This is a genomic window from Pontibacter sp. HJ8, from assembly GCF_054824225.1.
The window spans coordinates 1-15,409 of the sequence record NZ_JSYF01000250.1 but is presented as its reverse complement, the minus strand read 5'-3'; the positions used below and the strand labels follow the sequence as shown (position 1 = coordinate 15,409).

Annotated in this window: 13 protein-coding genes; 10 read left to right on the top strand and 3 right to left on the bottom strand. The window is 50.2% G+C overall.

Going from position 1 to position 15,409, the window contains the following annotated elements:
* Positions 1-113: 113 nt before the first annotated feature.
* The 3 genes from OB13_RS11800 to OB13_RS11790 all read right to left on the bottom strand — a co-directional run bounded on the left by OB13_RS11800 (position 114) and on the right by OB13_RS11790 (position 5,080).
* Entirely contained in the window at positions 114-899 is a 786-nt protein-coding gene (locus OB13_RS11800; protein ID WP_461490368.1) for a hypothetical protein, read from the bottom strand.
* Positions 900-982: 83 nt separating this feature from the next.
* Positions 983-1,543: a uracil-DNA glycosylase family protein gene (locus OB13_RS11795; RefSeq protein WP_461490367.1), complete on the bottom strand. Its 561-nt coding sequence runs from the start codon at positions 1,541-1,543 to the stop codon at positions 983-985.
* 237 nt (positions 1,544-1,780) lie between these two features.
* On the bottom strand, positions 1,781-5,080 hold the full coding sequence (locus OB13_RS11790; protein WP_461490366.1) for a vitamin B12-dependent ribonucleotide reductase: 3,300 nt from the start codon (positions 5,078-5,080) through the stop codon (positions 1,781-1,783).
* Between the two features lie 192 nt (positions 5,081-5,272).
* Between OB13_RS11790 and ric the strand changes: the two genes are divergently transcribed.
* The 10 genes from ric (at position 5,273) to OB13_RS11740 (ending at position 15,092) form a co-directional block, all read left to right on the top strand.
* Positions 5,273-6,229: an iron-sulfur cluster repair di-iron protein gene (gene ric, locus OB13_RS11785; RefSeq protein ID WP_461490365.1), complete on the top strand. Its 957-nt coding sequence runs from the start codon at positions 5,273-5,275 to the stop codon at positions 6,227-6,229.
* Between the two features lie 177 nt (positions 6,230-6,406).
* The gene (locus OB13_RS11780) at positions 6,407-6,910 is read left to right on the top strand and encodes a hemerythrin domain-containing protein (RefSeq protein WP_461490364.1); all 504 of its coding nucleotides are present in this window, start codon (positions 6,407-6,409) and stop codon (positions 6,908-6,910) included.
* A 2-nt stretch (positions 6,911-6,912) separates the two neighbouring features.
* A complete protein-coding gene (locus tag OB13_RS11775; RefSeq protein ID WP_461490363.1) occupies positions 6,913-7,728 on the top strand; it encodes a DUF2249 domain-containing protein in 816 nt (271 codons plus the stop codon).
* 318 nt (positions 7,729-8,046) lie between these two features.
* On the top strand, positions 8,047-9,363 hold the full coding sequence (locus OB13_RS11770) for a cytochrome C oxidase subunit I (protein WP_461490362.1): 1,317 nt from the start codon (positions 8,047-8,049) through the stop codon (positions 9,361-9,363).
* A 57-nt stretch (positions 9,364-9,420) separates the two neighbouring features.
* Complete coding sequence (locus tag OB13_RS11765; RefSeq protein WP_461490361.1) at positions 9,421-9,741, top strand: metal-sulfur cluster assembly factor; 321 nt, start codon at positions 9,421-9,423, stop codon at positions 9,739-9,741.
* Between the two features lie 43 nt (positions 9,742-9,784).
* Entirely contained in the window at positions 9,785-10,240 is a 456-nt protein-coding gene (locus tag OB13_RS11760) for an RrF2 family transcriptional regulator (protein WP_461490360.1), read from the top strand.
* A 359-nt stretch (positions 10,241-10,599) separates the two neighbouring features.
* On the top strand, positions 10,600-12,156 hold the full coding sequence (locus OB13_RS11755) for a sensor histidine kinase (RefSeq protein ID WP_461490359.1): 1,557 nt from the start codon (positions 10,600-10,602) through the stop codon (positions 12,154-12,156).
* 2 nt (positions 12,157-12,158) lie between these two features.
* On the top strand, positions 12,159-12,605 hold the full coding sequence (locus tag OB13_RS11750; protein WP_461490358.1) for a response regulator: 447 nt from the start codon (positions 12,159-12,161) through the stop codon (positions 12,603-12,605).
* A 196-nt stretch (positions 12,606-12,801) separates the two neighbouring features.
* Positions 12,802-14,028, top strand: coding sequence for a sensor histidine kinase (locus OB13_RS11745; RefSeq protein ID WP_461490357.1), 1,227 nt, complete (start codon positions 12,802-12,804; stop codon positions 14,026-14,028).
* 2 nt (positions 14,029-14,030) lie between these two features.
* Entirely contained in the window at positions 14,031-15,092 is a 1,062-nt protein-coding gene (locus OB13_RS11740; protein WP_461490356.1) for a response regulator, read from the top strand.
* Positions 15,093-15,409: the final 317 nt, after the last annotated feature.

Sequence of the window (15,409 nt, the reverse complement as noted above, 5' to 3'; positions counted from 1 at the left end):
TGCCCATTGACACTAAATATATAATTCATTTATACTTTTCCTGATTTTTTCTTACTGTTAACAGACTAGACATTGAATTGGTGTAGCTAATTTTTAAGTGATGTCGGGCCATATTATACATTTTCAACTTGAACATAAAATACTTCTTCCTCGCCACATCCACATGACAAAAACTGTCCCTCACAGGATGGACATTCTTCTACATCACAATGTTCAAGATGATACTGCCCTTTAAGGCAGCCACAGTCATGACAAGGGTTTTGAGACCATTCAAACTTCTCTTTCCCATACGGAATGCGGAAATAATATTCTCCTGCTAATCTTAATCCGTTATACTTCTGAATATTAATGATTTTTAATGGAATTGATTTATGTACTTCTGTGCTGTTGTAAAAGACGAACTTCTCCTTAAAGTTATTCATCAATTCTGCTTCACTTGCCCATAACGTTTTTTCAATGCACTCATGTAAATCTTTGTCTAGGTGCCTTTGGTGAAAGTAATGAACAAATTCAAACAGCTGAATGAAATTAGATTTTAGCTCGTGATGGTTATAAGTCAGTTCATAGTGAAGTACTTGATTACGATAATTAATGGCTTTATTTATTAATCTTTTCTCTTTATCATCAATTTTAATATTTGTAATTGAAATCAGCCTCTCTAGTGCCTGTGAAATCGAGACTGTATTCTTTGGCTTATCTACATTTTCATATATTAAAATTGGATGCTCAAGTTTTAGAACATGCTTCATTAATAACTCTAGCCCTTGGATAAGCAGAAAAATTGCAAATGGCCATTTGCTTTTATCTTTCTTAGTTCTTCTATAATACCTTATTGATTCATTAATGAAAGAATAAGAGTTATCCAAAAGAGAGATCGAATTGTGTACAAGTTTTTTCATTCTACCTAAGAAACTTAGTGATTAATGTAATCGACATCGAGTTAGATAACCTTTACTGGTGATAAAGAAATTTTAAAATTTATTTATATTTTAATCTTGGTTTGCCAGTCTGAAAGCATATAATCAAATTTTACAACCCCTTTAGGTACTCTGGCTGCCATACTCGGGGACACTAAAGTTTGGGTATTGGCAATGTTAGCTACCTCACTTCTCCATTCTCTTAATTTGGCTCCTGCACCCCAGGTGGTAAAAACCTGTACACCAGGATTTGATTCTATCACTCTACAGATTCTTTCAGTATTGTAAATTCTCTTGACCGAAGTATTTATGATTTTACTATCCTTGTATCCTTTACCGTTTATACAAGATAATCTGCTTTTGTCGGCGTGTACTTCATCTATTATGTCCATACAAGCAATTCCATATTTTTGGATAGTCTTAAAAAACAGCTCTGGTTTATTAGGGTTGAATTCTATTTCAAACAATTTACTTAGCAACTTCCAAGTCTGATTTCTACCTCTTCCGTAGTAATAATTTACTTTTTCACCGCCAGCTGGATTAAATGTACCTAAGAAAAGGAATTTTATCTTCCAATCTGGCTCGTAAAAAGGCTCCTGTTTGAATTGATGACTTACTGCTATCACGATATTAAAATTTATAAATTATTGACAAGTGCTGTGTGAAATTTGTAGGGACGCTGGCCATTCAGGTGAGAGAGTTCTGCCAAGCTTAGTAATTACTTTGCAACCTACCTAAGACACACAATCTGCATTAAAAGAATCTAATATAGCCTTTTATTTATAATACCTAATTACTGCCCCCAACCAAAAAACAGGAGCGCCTATACCCAGACGCTCCTGTTTCATTTCCACTGAACTCAATCAACTACACCCCAAACTATTCCCACAGTTCAGGCACTTGTAGCACGTGCCCGAGCGGATGGTGATGTGGCCGCAGACGTTGCAGATGGGGGCGTCGCCCATCATGCTGGCCAGCACTTGCTGGGTCTGTTCCATCAGCACGGTGCGGCTCTGCGATACCAAGGTATAGCTGTTGGCTTTCACGTCGGTGGTTGGCTCGGGCTGGGCCGCTGGCTTGGCGACGGCAGGTATAGCTGCAGCCACGGGCGGGGCTGGTTCCGGATTCTTTTCGGACGGCACATGCACGAGGTCTTCGCGCTTCAGGTACTCGTAGCCGAGGAGGCGGAAGAGGTAGTCGAAGACCGAGGTGGCGGACTTGATGTTGGGGTGCTCCACACGGCCGGCCGGCTCGAAACGGGTGAAGGTAAAGCGGTTCACAAACTCTTCAAGCGGCACACCATACTGCAGCCCCAGCGACACCGAAATGGCGAAACAGTTGAGGATGGAGCGGAACGAGGCGCCTTCCTTGTACATGTCGATGAACACCTCGCCGAGCTCGCCGTTCGGGTACTCGCCCGTGCGGATGTACACGGTGTGGCCGTCAATCTTGGCTTTCTGGGTGAAACCGCTGCGCTTGTCCGGCAGTTTGCGGCGCTCTACCATGTGGGCCAGCTGCTTGCGGAAGGGCTCGTTGGCAGCGTCTTCCAGAATGGCCTTGGCCGCCTGCAACACCTGTTCGGCACTGATGCTGTTGTCGGTCTGCGCCGCTTCCTTGTCAGGCGCTTCGTCGGTTTCGGCCTTCTGGCTACTCGACGAGAGCGGCTGCGAGAGCTTGCTGCCGTCGCGGTAAATCGAGCAGGCCTTCAACCCTAGTTCCCAGGACAGGTGGTAGCAACGGGCCACTTCTTCGCGGGTGGTCTCGTTGGGCAGGTTGATGGTCTTGGAGATGGCCCCCGAAATGAAAGGCTGCACGGCGGCCATCATCTGGATGTGGCCTTCGGGCTTGATGAAGCGCTTGCCTTTGTGCCCGCATTTGTTGGCGCAGTCGAACACCGGGTAATGTTCCTCGCGCAGGTAGGGCGCGCCTTCCACGGTCATAGTGCCGCAGATGTAGTCACTGGCTTCTGCTATCTGTTTATAGGTATAGCCGAGGGCGCGGAGCAGATTGAAGTCCGGTAGCTTGTAGAGCTCAGGCACAAAGCCCAGCCGCTGCAGCGTGGCCTCGCCCAGGTTATAGACACTGAACAGCGAGGCCACATCATAGGCTGTCAACAGGCCCGTTTCCAACTGTTGGATTTCCTCCGGCGTGAAGCCGGTAGCAGCCAGCGAAACCTCGTTAATATGCGGGGCACCCTTGAAGGTGGCGTGGCCTTTGGCGTAGTTCACAATGGCCAGGATCTCCGCTTCTGTATAGCCCAGTTTGCGCAGCGCGGCAGGTATAGACTGGTTGATGATCTTGAAATAACCGCCGCCTGCCAGCTTCTTATACTTCACCAGCGCAAAGTCAGGCTCCACGCCCGTCGTGTCGCAGTCCATCAGCAGACCGATAGTGCCCGTCGGGGCGATGACCGTGGCCTGTGCGTTGCGGTAGCCGTACTTTTGGCCCAGTTCCAGGGCTTCGTCCCACGCAGCACAAGCGGCTTGGTGGAGGTAATCGGGGCAAAGAGCGGGTTCGAGCGGAACGGCAGGTATAGCCAGGCCTTCGTAGGTTTCGTGTTGGTTGTGCGCAGCCGCCCGGTGGTTGCGGATGACGCGCAGCATGGCGGCCTCGTTGAGTTTATACTTCGGAAAAGCACCCAGTTCGGCGGCCATCTCGGCAGAAGTCGCATAGGAAGTACCCGTCATGATCGCAGTGAGCGCGGCGGCTACCGTGCGGGCTTCGTCGCTGTCGTAGGCGAGGCCCTGCACCATCAGCAAAGCGCCGAGGTTGGCATAGCCGAGGCCGATGGTGCGGTAGTCGTAAGAGCGCTGGGCCACTTCTTCGGAAGGAAACTGTGCCATCAGCACCGAGATCTCCAGCACTATAGTCCAGAGGCGGCAGGCGTGGCGGTAGGCGGCTACATCAAAGGTCTGCGTGGCTTCATCAAAGAAACGAATCAGGTTGAGTGAAGCCAGGTTGCAGGCCGTGTTGTCGAGGAACATGTACTCCGAGCAGGGGTTCGAGGCGCGGATCGGCCCCTCGGCGGGACAGGTATGCCACTCGTTGATGGTGGTGTCGAACTGCAATCCCGGGTCGGCGCAGGACCAGGCGGCGTCGGCTATCTGGTCCCAAAGCGCACGGGCAGGTATAGACTGCATCGCCTTGCCGGTGGAGCGGGCGTGGAGATGCCAGGGCTCATCGTTTTTCAATGCTTTAAAAAAGGAGTTCGGCACCCGCACCGAGTTGTTGGAGTTTTGTCCTGAGACGGTCTGGTAAGCTTCGCCGTTGTAGTCCGACGAGTAGCCCGCCGCAATCAGGGCCGCCACTTTTTTCTCTTCTTCCTTTTTCCAGTTGATGAACTCTACTATCTCCGGATGGTCCAGATCGAGGCACACCATTTTGGCTGCGCGACGCGTCGTGCCACCAGATTTAATAGCGCCTGCTGCCCGGTCGCCAATCTTCAGGAAAGACATCAGACCGGAGGAACTACCGCCACCGCCCAATGCTTCGTCCTTGCCCCGGATGTTGGAGAAATTGGTACCCACGCCCGAGCCGTACTTGAAAATGCGGGCTTCCTGCACCCACAGGTCCATGATACCGCCTTTGTTCACCAGGTCATCGTCTACGGCCAGTATGAAGCAGGCATGCGGCTGCGGCCGCTCGTAAGCCGAGGTCGACTCCTGAAGATTCTCAGTTTCAGGGTCTACATAATAGTGTCCCTGTGCTTTGCCTTTTAGTTTATAAGAGTTGTATAGGCCCGTATTGAACCACTGCGGTGAGTTGGGCGCGGCGTACTGGCCGAGGAGCATGTAGACCAGTTCGTCGTAAAAAGCCTGCGCGTCTTCGGGCGTCTTAAAATAGCCATGCCCTTCGCCCCAGCTTCTCCAGCAATCGGCCAGGCGGTGCACCACTTGCTTCACCGATTTTTCGGCGCCCGTGCTGCCATCGGGCTGCGGCACGCCCGTCTTGCGCAGGTACTTCTGGGCCAGTATATCGGTAGCGATCTGCGACCAGTTTGCCGGCACTTCCACATCCTTTATCTCAGCCACAATCGCTCCGGAAGGGTCGCGGATAGTGGAGGACCTTTTTTCATAGCTATAAAGGTCATAAGGGCTCTCGCCAGATAGGGTAAAGAAGCGGGGGATGGCCATTCCGGCAGCTTTTGCTTTTCCTTTTTTCATAGGGGTCTGTTCTATGTTTTTGGTTGATTATGAAGAAGTTATTGGGGTGTTCTGGTAGGCGTTATCGTGTTGTAAATGTATCAGAATAATATTTAAGAAAAAAAGACCTTTATATCTTTTATTTGATAAGTTTCGTACCTACTTTTACATCGGCGATCATTTACAACTTAGTCAATTATTTAAAACCACACCATGGAAACCATAGAAAAATTAGACGTAACCGTACTCGAACCCCGCATGAAGCACCCCACCATCTTCAACTGGTTCGATAACCTGAATGGAGGAGAAGCTTTCGTTATTCACAACGACCACGACCCCAAACCGCTGTACTACCAACTGCTGGGCGAGCGTGGCAATATATTCAAGTGGGAGTACCTGTTGCAGGGGCCTGAGATCTGGGAAGTTAAGATCTCCAAACTGACACCGGAGGAAGGTGAGACCGTGGGAGAGCTCGTAGCCAAAGACTACCGCAAAGCCCAGGTGTTCAAAAAATATGGCATTGACTTCTGCTGCAACGGCAAGAAATCCCTCAAGCAGGCCTGCGAAGAGAAAGGCATCAGCCCCGAACTGCTGGAGCAGGAACTGAACGCCATCCCCGAGAAGACGGCCGAAACTTCCCGCGGCAACGAGTACGACAAATGGGATTTGGCTTTCCTGGCTGATTACATTGTGAACATGCACCATACCTATGTGCGCGAAGCTATACCTGCACTTTATGAATACACCACCAAAGTTGCGCGCGTACACGGCGGCCGTCACCCGGAAGTGATCGAAGTGGCCAAGCACTTTGTGAACGTAGCCAACGAGCTGGAATCCCACATGCCAAAAGAAGAGCGGGTGCTTTTCCCTTTCATCAAGCAACTGGAAGAGGCGAAGAAGAATGGCACCAAACTGGACAAACCGGCATTCGGCAGCATCCAGCACCCGATCAACATGATGGAGATGGAACACGAATCAGCTGGCGGCGAACTGGAGGCTATCCGCAAACTCACCAATGACTTTACCCTGCCGGCCGACGCCTGCGCCACGTACCAGGTGATGTTCTCGAAACTGCAGGAGTTTGAAAATGACCTGCACCGCCACATCCACCTCGAGAACAACGTGTTGTTCCCCAAAGCGCTGGAGCTGGAAAAAGAAGTGCTTGTCTGAATAAGGATTTCAGGATGAAATAATTAACAGGATTTATTTAGCTCTAAATAGGTGCTGTGATGATCGAGGAGTAAAGTCCCCCTTTGAAGGGGGCAGGGGGATGATAATCGTTCCCCGCTCTTCTCCTGAAAGCCTCAACTATTGTAGAATAACAAACGGGCAAAGCCCACCATTCCCATGACAACTCTTACCAAACCCCTCAAACGCGATAAAAGCCTCGTGCCGCTCTCCCGGGAGCACCATTTCGGTCTGCTATTCTGCTGGAAGCTGAAGCAGGGTATGGCCAACGGCACTTCGATGGAGATTATCCAGAAGTATGTGCAGTATTTCTGGGACACCGTTCTCAAGGCGCACTGTCAGGAAGAGGAGGTTATTGTAAAACGACTGCTGCAGGCTGACGATCTGATGTCTGCCCGTCTGCACGAAGAGCACCAGTTACTGCACGCCATCGTCGCCCTGATCGGCCAGCAAACGAATGTCAATAACGCACTGGTGGTGACACTCCAGCAGGACCTGACCGATCACATCCGCTGGGAAGAACGGGAGCTGTTTCCATACCTGCAGATAGTGTCCGACCCGGAAGAACTGGCAGATATCGGGAAGCTGCTGGAACACGACCTGAAGAACCCGGTAGATGAGTTCCAGCCTGCTTTCTGGGAAAAATCTGCGAAAGCAAACTGATCATGCAACTGGCGGCTACTACCAAAATATCGACCATCCTCAAGGCCAACCCGGCGGCAATCGATGCCATTGCGTCGATTAACCGCCACTTTGAAAAGCTGCGGAACCCGGTGCTGCGCAAAATACTGGCCTCCCGGGTTACGATAGCAGATGCCGCCCGTATCGGCAACTGCCGGGTGGAGGATTTTTATGAAAAGCTGCAGCCACTTGGCTTCAGCACAGCTGATGAAGAAACGAAAAGTGTAACTTCTATACCTATGGAAATGGACATACTTGAAAGACCGGCCTTTATGGCTAACCTGACCTCCTCCAATACGGTGGTGCTCGATGTGCGTGCTGCCATTGCCGCCAACAACGACCCTTTCCGGCAGATCATGGATGCTGTAAATAAGCTGGAGAAGGAGCAGGTGCTGTGCATTGTCAACACCTTCGAACCCATCCCGCTTATCGCAGTGCTGCGACCTAAGGGATTTGAATACTATACCGAGACGCCCGGCCCGAACCTGGTGAAAACCTACTTCAAAAAAGAACGCGGCGAAGAAAAGAAAGCCTACGCAAAGGACAGTGAACCTGACTTTGAAGATGTGCTGGCCAGGTATAGCGACAGGGCAAGGCAACTGGATGTCCGGCAAATGGAAATGCCGCGACCGATGGTCGCTATCTTGAGCGCCCTGGAGACGTTGCCCGAAGAGGAGGCATTGCATGTGCTCCACTGCAAAGTGCCGCAGTTTCTGCTGCCGCAACTGGCTGAAAGGGGATTTAAGGTAAGTATAAAGGAAGTAGGTCCGAACGAGGTGTATCTATTGATTTATAGGTAGGCCCAATTCTGGGTTAATGCTGTCAATTTAAATGATCTTCGTCATTTCGATTGGCTGGGGGAATAAGGAATTTTACAAATAGGAAGGGAGTTTAGGGAACGATTAACCCACCCCTGCCCCTCCCAAGAGGGGAATTCCCTTGTATAATAGTCCACCTCTGCGCTCTTCCGGATTAGCAATCCGGAAGTAATACTACCCGCGGATTTGTAATCCGCATAGCAAAGGCTGAAGCAACTGGCAAAAATGCGGATTACAAATCCGAAACAGCGAATTTTCCACGATCAACAACCAACAACCAGCAATTAACAATCAATACCTATGAGCGCTGCAACTATTTCCAATTCGCCTGCCAGATGGGTCGTGCTACCGCACTATGCGTTTGCGGCAGTGTCGTTTGTAGTGCTGTGCCTGTTGCTGGTTTTTTCTACCGATGCTTTTGGCGGGCATTACTTTCACCCCAAGCTGCTCACCCTCACCCACGTGGCGGCATTGGGCTGGGCAACCATGATCATTTTCGGTTCACTCTACCAGTTATTGCCGGTGGTGCTGGAAGTCAGGCTGTACAGTGAGAAGCTGGGTGCTGCGGCTTTCCTGCTGTTAGCGGTCGGAACGATACTGCTGGCCATTTCTTTCTGGAATTTCTGGATTGGCACTCTGCTGCACCTGGCTGCCTGCCTGCTATTCATTTCCTTTCTGCTCTTCAGTTACAACGTAGTGCAAACTGCCCGGCAGGCTCCTAAGTGGGGCATCGAAGCGGACTTTATCGTTACCTCTACGGTTTGGCTGCTGGCTACCGGCCTGATGGGATTGCTGATGGCGCTCAATTTCCAGTTTGCCTTCCTGCCGCAGGACCACGTGCATTACCTGCAGTTGCACGCGCACCTGGGTATGGTCGGCTGGTTTCTGTTGCTCATCATAGGCGTTGGCTCCAAGCTGATCCCGATGTTCCTGCTGGCGCATCCTGAAAACACCAAAAGTCTGAACGCAGCTTACTTCCTGATCAACGCCGGGCTGGTGTTGTTTGCTGCGGATCACCTGTTTCTACATTCCGGTTTTGCGGCCCTGTATGCCGCGCTGGTAGTGGGAGGTATAGCCAGTTTCCTCTACTTTCTGTACCAGGCCAGGTGCCTCGGCAAACGCCATGACCTGGACCTGGGGATGAAACAATCCTTTGTGGCCCTGGCCCTGCTGCTGTTACCAATCGTGCTGGTGTTCCTGGTGACGCTGCAGCTGGACATTCCGCAGCGGCTGTTGTCAGCGCTATACCTGGTGTATGGCCTGTCGGTATTCTTTGGGTTTGTGTCGGCGCTCATACTGGGTCAGACGTTCAAAACGCTCCCTTTTATTGTCTGGATGCACAGCTACGAAGACCATGTAGGCAGGTATAAGACGCCGCTGCCCAAGGACCTGTATAGCGTGGCGCTGCTGCGCTGGCAAAATATCACCTACCTGGTAGGGTTGTTGGCATTGCTGGCAGGTGTGCTGCTGGCGATGCCAATTGTTATACTGGCTGGTGCCATGCTGCTGACTCTGGCGGCCGGGCTTTACGCTGGCAACGTGTTCAAGGTGCTGCTACACAAGGTAAAAGACCTGAAGCCATTTGGGTATGAAAAAGTGACAGAAAAAGTGAATTAACTCAAGACTCAGAACTCGGGACTCAGAACTCAATAAAGCTCAGAACTTTATAAACTTATGAAAACGCAGGAAGAAGAAATCGTTAACGAAGCGTATGAAGCGCTCAAATACATCATTGATCCCGAGATCGGAATCAACATCGTGGATCTGGGGTTAGTGTATAAAGTCAGTCTGATGGAAGAAGAGGAGAAGCTGCAGGTAGACCTGACGCTGACTACACCGGGTTGCCCGATGAGCGGAACCATTACCACGGCTGCCCGGCAAATGCTGGACAAACGCTTTCCGAACCTCAATGTTGAGGTAGAACTGGTGTGGCTGCCGCCGTGGAGCCCCGACATGATAACCGAAGAAGGACTGCGATTAATGGGAAATACCTGATAAATTTGTACTCCGGAGCAAAAGGAGATTTAAAGACAAGGTTATGCTTTCGAAAACAACAGAATATGCCCTACGATCCATTGTATACATTGCGATGGCAGACGCAGAAGGCAAGCGTGTCGGTATAAAAGAGATCGCCAATGAACTGGAGCTGCCCGCTCACTTTATGGGCAAAATCCTGCAGGACATGGTACGGAAGGGAGTGATTGCTTCAGTGAAAGGACCTAACGGTGGATTTTTTCTGCACCGGCCCGCCAATGAGATCAACCTGTTGGAAGTGGTGCGGATCATTGATGGCCTGGAAGCTTTCAAAAAGTGCGGCATGGGTATGAAGCAGTGTTCTGACAAACACCCTTGCCCGCTCCACGACGAAATAAAGGCTTACCGCGACCGCCTGCTTCAGGTGTTCCGGGATAAGACCATCCAAAGCCTGGTAGACGACATCAAAACCGGTAAATACTTCATCAAAAACCAATCCGAAGAAGTGCTGAAAGACTAAGGTCGCAGCATACGCTGAACCTACTATACCTGCACAGCTCCCCTGTCCATCAGTGCCTGCCTGAACAGACCAGCGACTGTGAGCGGGTATTGCCTGCACGCAAGCAGGAAAGTGGAAGAAGCAATTTTACAATGAAAACTTCGCCTGCATTAACTGCCCAGGCGCCCCAGCCTCCTGCACCTTAAACTTCTAGGGAAGTAGCTGTACGGGCTGCCGATCCTGCCTTTTCGTTTATACAGTCGTATAAGCATCCTGATCTTCAAAAACACAATGTCTCTCCTTGGTGGCCTCTCCAAAAGCATTGGCCATTAATTTGGGAATTGTGTTGGAGTGATTATCTTTAAGAAAAACTCTTTAGCTTGGAAGAAAAGAATAAAATTCTCACAGAACAGAATATAGAAAGCGAATCCCGCTTAAAAGCTATTATAGAAACCGTTATCGATGGCATCATCACCATTGATAACCGGGGTAATATAGAAACCGTTAACCCGGCCGCTGCGCATATTTTCGGGTATAAGCCGGAGGAGATCATCGGGAAGAATGTGAGCATGCTCATGCCTGAGCCGGATCACAGCCTGCACGACTCTTACCTGGAGAACTATCACCGCACCGGAGTGGGTCAGATCATCGGAAAGGGGCGCGAAGTGCTGGGGAAGAAAAAGGACGGCACCGTTTTTCCTTTTCTGCTGAGCATAAGCGAGGTGAAGCTGCAGGACAAGCAGATCTTCACCGGTATTATACACGATATTTCCGATCTGAAAAAAACCGAGACTGCCTTACGCGAAAGCGAAAGCCGGATCAATTCCATCATTCAAACGGCTGTGGACGGCATCATCACCATCGACACGTCGGGTGTGATCGAGATGGTCAATCCGTCGGCCTGCCGGCTGTTCGGCTATTCGGAAGAAGAGCTGAAGGGGAGAAAGATCAACATGCTCATGCCCGAGCCGGATCGCAGCCTGCACGACAACTACATGCACCACTACCACGATACCGGCGAGAAGCGCATCATCGGCATCGGCAGGGAAGTGTCGGGATTGAAAAAGGACGGCACCATTTTCCCGCTCTACCTGAGCATCAGCGAGGTATACCTGTCTGACCGCAAGGTATACACCGGATTCATCCATGACATTACGCGGCAGAAAGTGAGCGAAGAGCGCCTGCGCAGGTATGCTGCCGACCTGGAGCGCAGTAACCGCGAATTGCAGGACTTTGCCTATGTGTCCTCGCACGACCTGCAGGAGCCGCTGCGCAAGATTCAGGCCTTTGGCGACCGCTTGAAAATGAAAGAGTACGAGCACCTGAGTGAGCAGGGCAAGGACTATGTAGACCGTATGCTGAATGCTGCCTCGCGCATGCAGAACCTGATCAACGATCTGCTCACTTTTTCGAGGGTAACGTCCCGGTCAAAGCCTTTTGTGAAGGTGAACCTGGACCAGATACTCAGCGAGGTCTTGTCGGACCTGGAAATTGCGATCGAAAAATCGGGTGCAAGTATAGAAACGTCCCCTTTGCCGGTGATACAGGCAGAGCCGACGCAGATGCGGCAGCTGTTCCAGAACCTGATCAGCAATGCCATTAAATTCCGGAAGGAAGGGGAGACGCCCGTTATCAAGGTATACAGCACCAATGTTCAGCTCAAAGCGCATATGGTCGGAACACCGGGCGATGAGCTGGTGCAGATCCATGTGGAGGACAACGGCATCGGCTTCGATGAGAAGTACCTGGACCGGATCTTTAACATTTTCCAGCGACTGGAGGGGCAGAAGTACGAGGGTTCAGGTATAGGACTGGCCATCTGCCGCAAAATTGCCATACGCCACGGGGGCGACATCTCCGCGCATAGTAAACCCGGTGAAGGAACGCATTTTGTCGTGACTTTAGCAACACAACATCTTCCGGAAGAAATATACTAGATATGAATTCTAAAAGACCTATCATCATCCTGATTGCCGACGATGATGCCGAAGACCGCATGCTGATAAAAGAGGCACTGGATGAAAGCAGACTTACCAACGCAGTGCAGTTCGTGGAAAATGGCGAAGAGCTGATGGACTACCTGCACAACCGGGGCAACTTTGCCGACAAAGAAAAATACCCGACACCGGGCCTGATCCTGCTCGACCTCAACATGCCGAAAAAGGATGGGCGCGAGGCATTGAAAGAGATAAAAGCCGATGACCACCTGCGGGTACTCCCGGTTGTCGTGCTGACCACCTCCAAAGCCGAAGAAGATATTCTGAGGACCTACAACCTGGGTGTCAGCTCGTTCATCACAAAGCCTGTCTCGTTCAGCTCCCTGGTCGACGTCATGAAAACCCTGAGCAAGTACTGGTTCGAGATAGTGGAGCTACCAAAACCGTGAATGAGAGTCGCGAGTTCTGAATTCTGAGTCTTGAGTTAAAAGTTGTGAACGATAACTATTTAATTGATAATTTACCTTCAGTTGAGTTGTCATTCCATAAATTTAATGCACCTGAAATCCAACTCGCGACTCAGAACTCGTGACTCAGAACTACACACTCAATAACTCTCTAACTTCTAAACTCCCAAACTCACCTATGCCAGATAAGATTCGGGTTTTGCTGATAGATGATGATGAGGACGACTTCATCATTACCCGTGATATCATTGACGATATTCCGGGGCGTAACTATGTGCTGGAGTGGGCGCCATCATTCAACCAGGCGGTGGAGGTTATCCGGGAGCGCCGCCACAATGTATACCTGGTGGATTTCAGGCTGGGGGCGCACGATGGGCTGGAACTGATTACCAAGGCCGAAAGCGAAGGAATTACGGCTCCCTTTATCCTGCTCACCGGCCAGAGTGACCGTGAGACAGACGAGCGGGCCATGCGGGCCGGTGCACAGGACTACCTGGTCAAGGGTACATTTGATCCTTACGACCTGGAGCGGTCCATCCGCTACAGCATCGAGCATGCCAAAAGCCTGGCCGAGATACAGAAGCTCAATACGGAACTGGAGCAGCGCGTGGAAGCACGCACGCAGGAACTGGCAGCGGCTAACCGGGAACTGGAGCAGACCAATAAAACACTCAAGAGAGCGCAGCTGGAAATAAAGAAAGCTTTGCAGAAGGAAAAGGAACTGCATGAGCTGAAGTCACGGTTCGTCACCATAGCCTCGCATGAGTTCCGGACACCACTTAGTACCGTTCTTTCGTCTGCTTCGCTGATCACCAAGTATAAATCGGCCGAAGAAGATGACAAGCGGTTAAAACACGTCAATCGCATCAAATCGGCGGTCAATAACCTGAACAATATCCTGAACGATTTTCTGTCCATCAGCCGCATGGAGGAGGGCAAGATCTACAATGTGCCGACGACCTTTGATATGTATACCTTTGCAGCGGACACAGTCGATGAAATGCAGGGCTTTCTGCAGGAGGGGCAGCGCATTGTATACCAGCACCTGGGCGATGAAACGAACGTGAACCTGGACAAGCAGTTGCTCAAGAACATTCTGATCAACCTGCTGTCCAACGGAAGTAAATATTCCGGCGAGGGCAAAACCATCTGGTTTACGACAGAAGTCACCATGTGCTCTGTCCGGATCGTGGTGAAAGATGAGGGCATCGGTATACCGGAGGCAGACCAGGTGCACCTGTTCACGCCTTTTTTCAGGGCACAGAACGTGACCAACATCCAGGGAACTGGTCTGGGACTAAATATTGTAAAAAAATACGTAGAAATCATGGATGGCACCCTGGCCTATCAAAGCGAGCTGGGAAAAGGGACCACGTTCACCATCACAATTCCGCAAACAGCCTGATTATGAAAAAAATATTACTGATAGAAGACAACCACGAGATCCGCGAAAATACAGCCGAGATACTTTCGCTGGCCAATTATGAAGTAGTGGAAGCCGAAAACGGGAAAGTGGGGGTGGACCTGGCCAAAAAAGAAATGCCCGACCTGATCATCTGTGATATCATGATGCCCCAACTGGATGGCTACGGTGTGCTGCACATGCTGAGCAAAAATTCGGTTACCTCCAGCATTCCTTTTATTTTTCTGACAGCCAAATCAGAAAAAGAGGATTTCCGGAAAGGGATGAACCTGGGAGCCGATGATTACCTGATCAAGCCTTTTGACGACGTGGAGCTGCTGGATGTGGTGGAAATGCGCCTGAAGAAGAATGAGATCCTGAAAAAGGAGTTTCAGAAAAACGTGCAGGGAATTGATAACTTCATACAGGAGGCGAAAGGGTACGAAGAACTCAACAAGCTTATCTCCAATAACCGCAAGGTCACCACGTTCAAAAAGAAGCAACACCTCTTCTCCGAGGGCAACCACCCCAACAACCTGTACTTCCTCAACAAGGGTAAAATAAAGACCTACAAGGCAAATGAGGACGGCCGGGAGTACATCACCAACCTGTACAAAGACGGTGACTTCATCGGCTACCTGGACCTGCTGGAAGAAAAAGCTTACCGGGAGTCTGCTATGACGCTGGAAGAATCGGAGGTATACATTATCCCGAAAGAAGACTTTTTTACGCTGCTTTACCAGAACCGCGATGTGGCGAGCAAATTCATCAAAATACTATCCGACAACCTGGCTGACCGGGAGGAGCGGCTATTGAAGCTGGCTTACAACTCGGTGCGCAAGCGCGTGGCAGAAGCGCTGTTACTCGTAGAGAAGCAGTACAAGCAGGACCCGAATTACAAGTCGGAAGTTTCCATTTCGCGCGAAGACCTGGCCAGTATTGTGGGGGCTTCCAAAGAGACCGTAATCCGTACGCTTGCTGATTTCAAAGAAGAAAACTTGGTCGATACAAAAGGCAGTAAGATTACTATTCTGAACTCTGCGAAGCTGGAGCGTATGCGGAATTAAGGGATATGTTTTGCTTGCTGCAGGTATATTGAGCTAAAGGCTATACCTGCTGTTATAGAGCCTTTGCTGGCGTAGCTGCCCTTATTCCTAAGTCTTAATACTTCTAGTGTTATAGTTGACTTTGGAGCGCTCTAAGCCGCGGGGCATCGTCCTTCGGCATCGCGCTGTGCTATACCTATACCTGTTATACCTAATCCTGCTTTGTAGCTGGAGCTTTATCCAGCTTGCTACCAGTCTTGTTTCATAGTTTCGCCTGTCCGGCGGGGACCTACTTTTTGTCTTGACACAAAAAGTAGGCAAAAAAGTCAAGACAACAC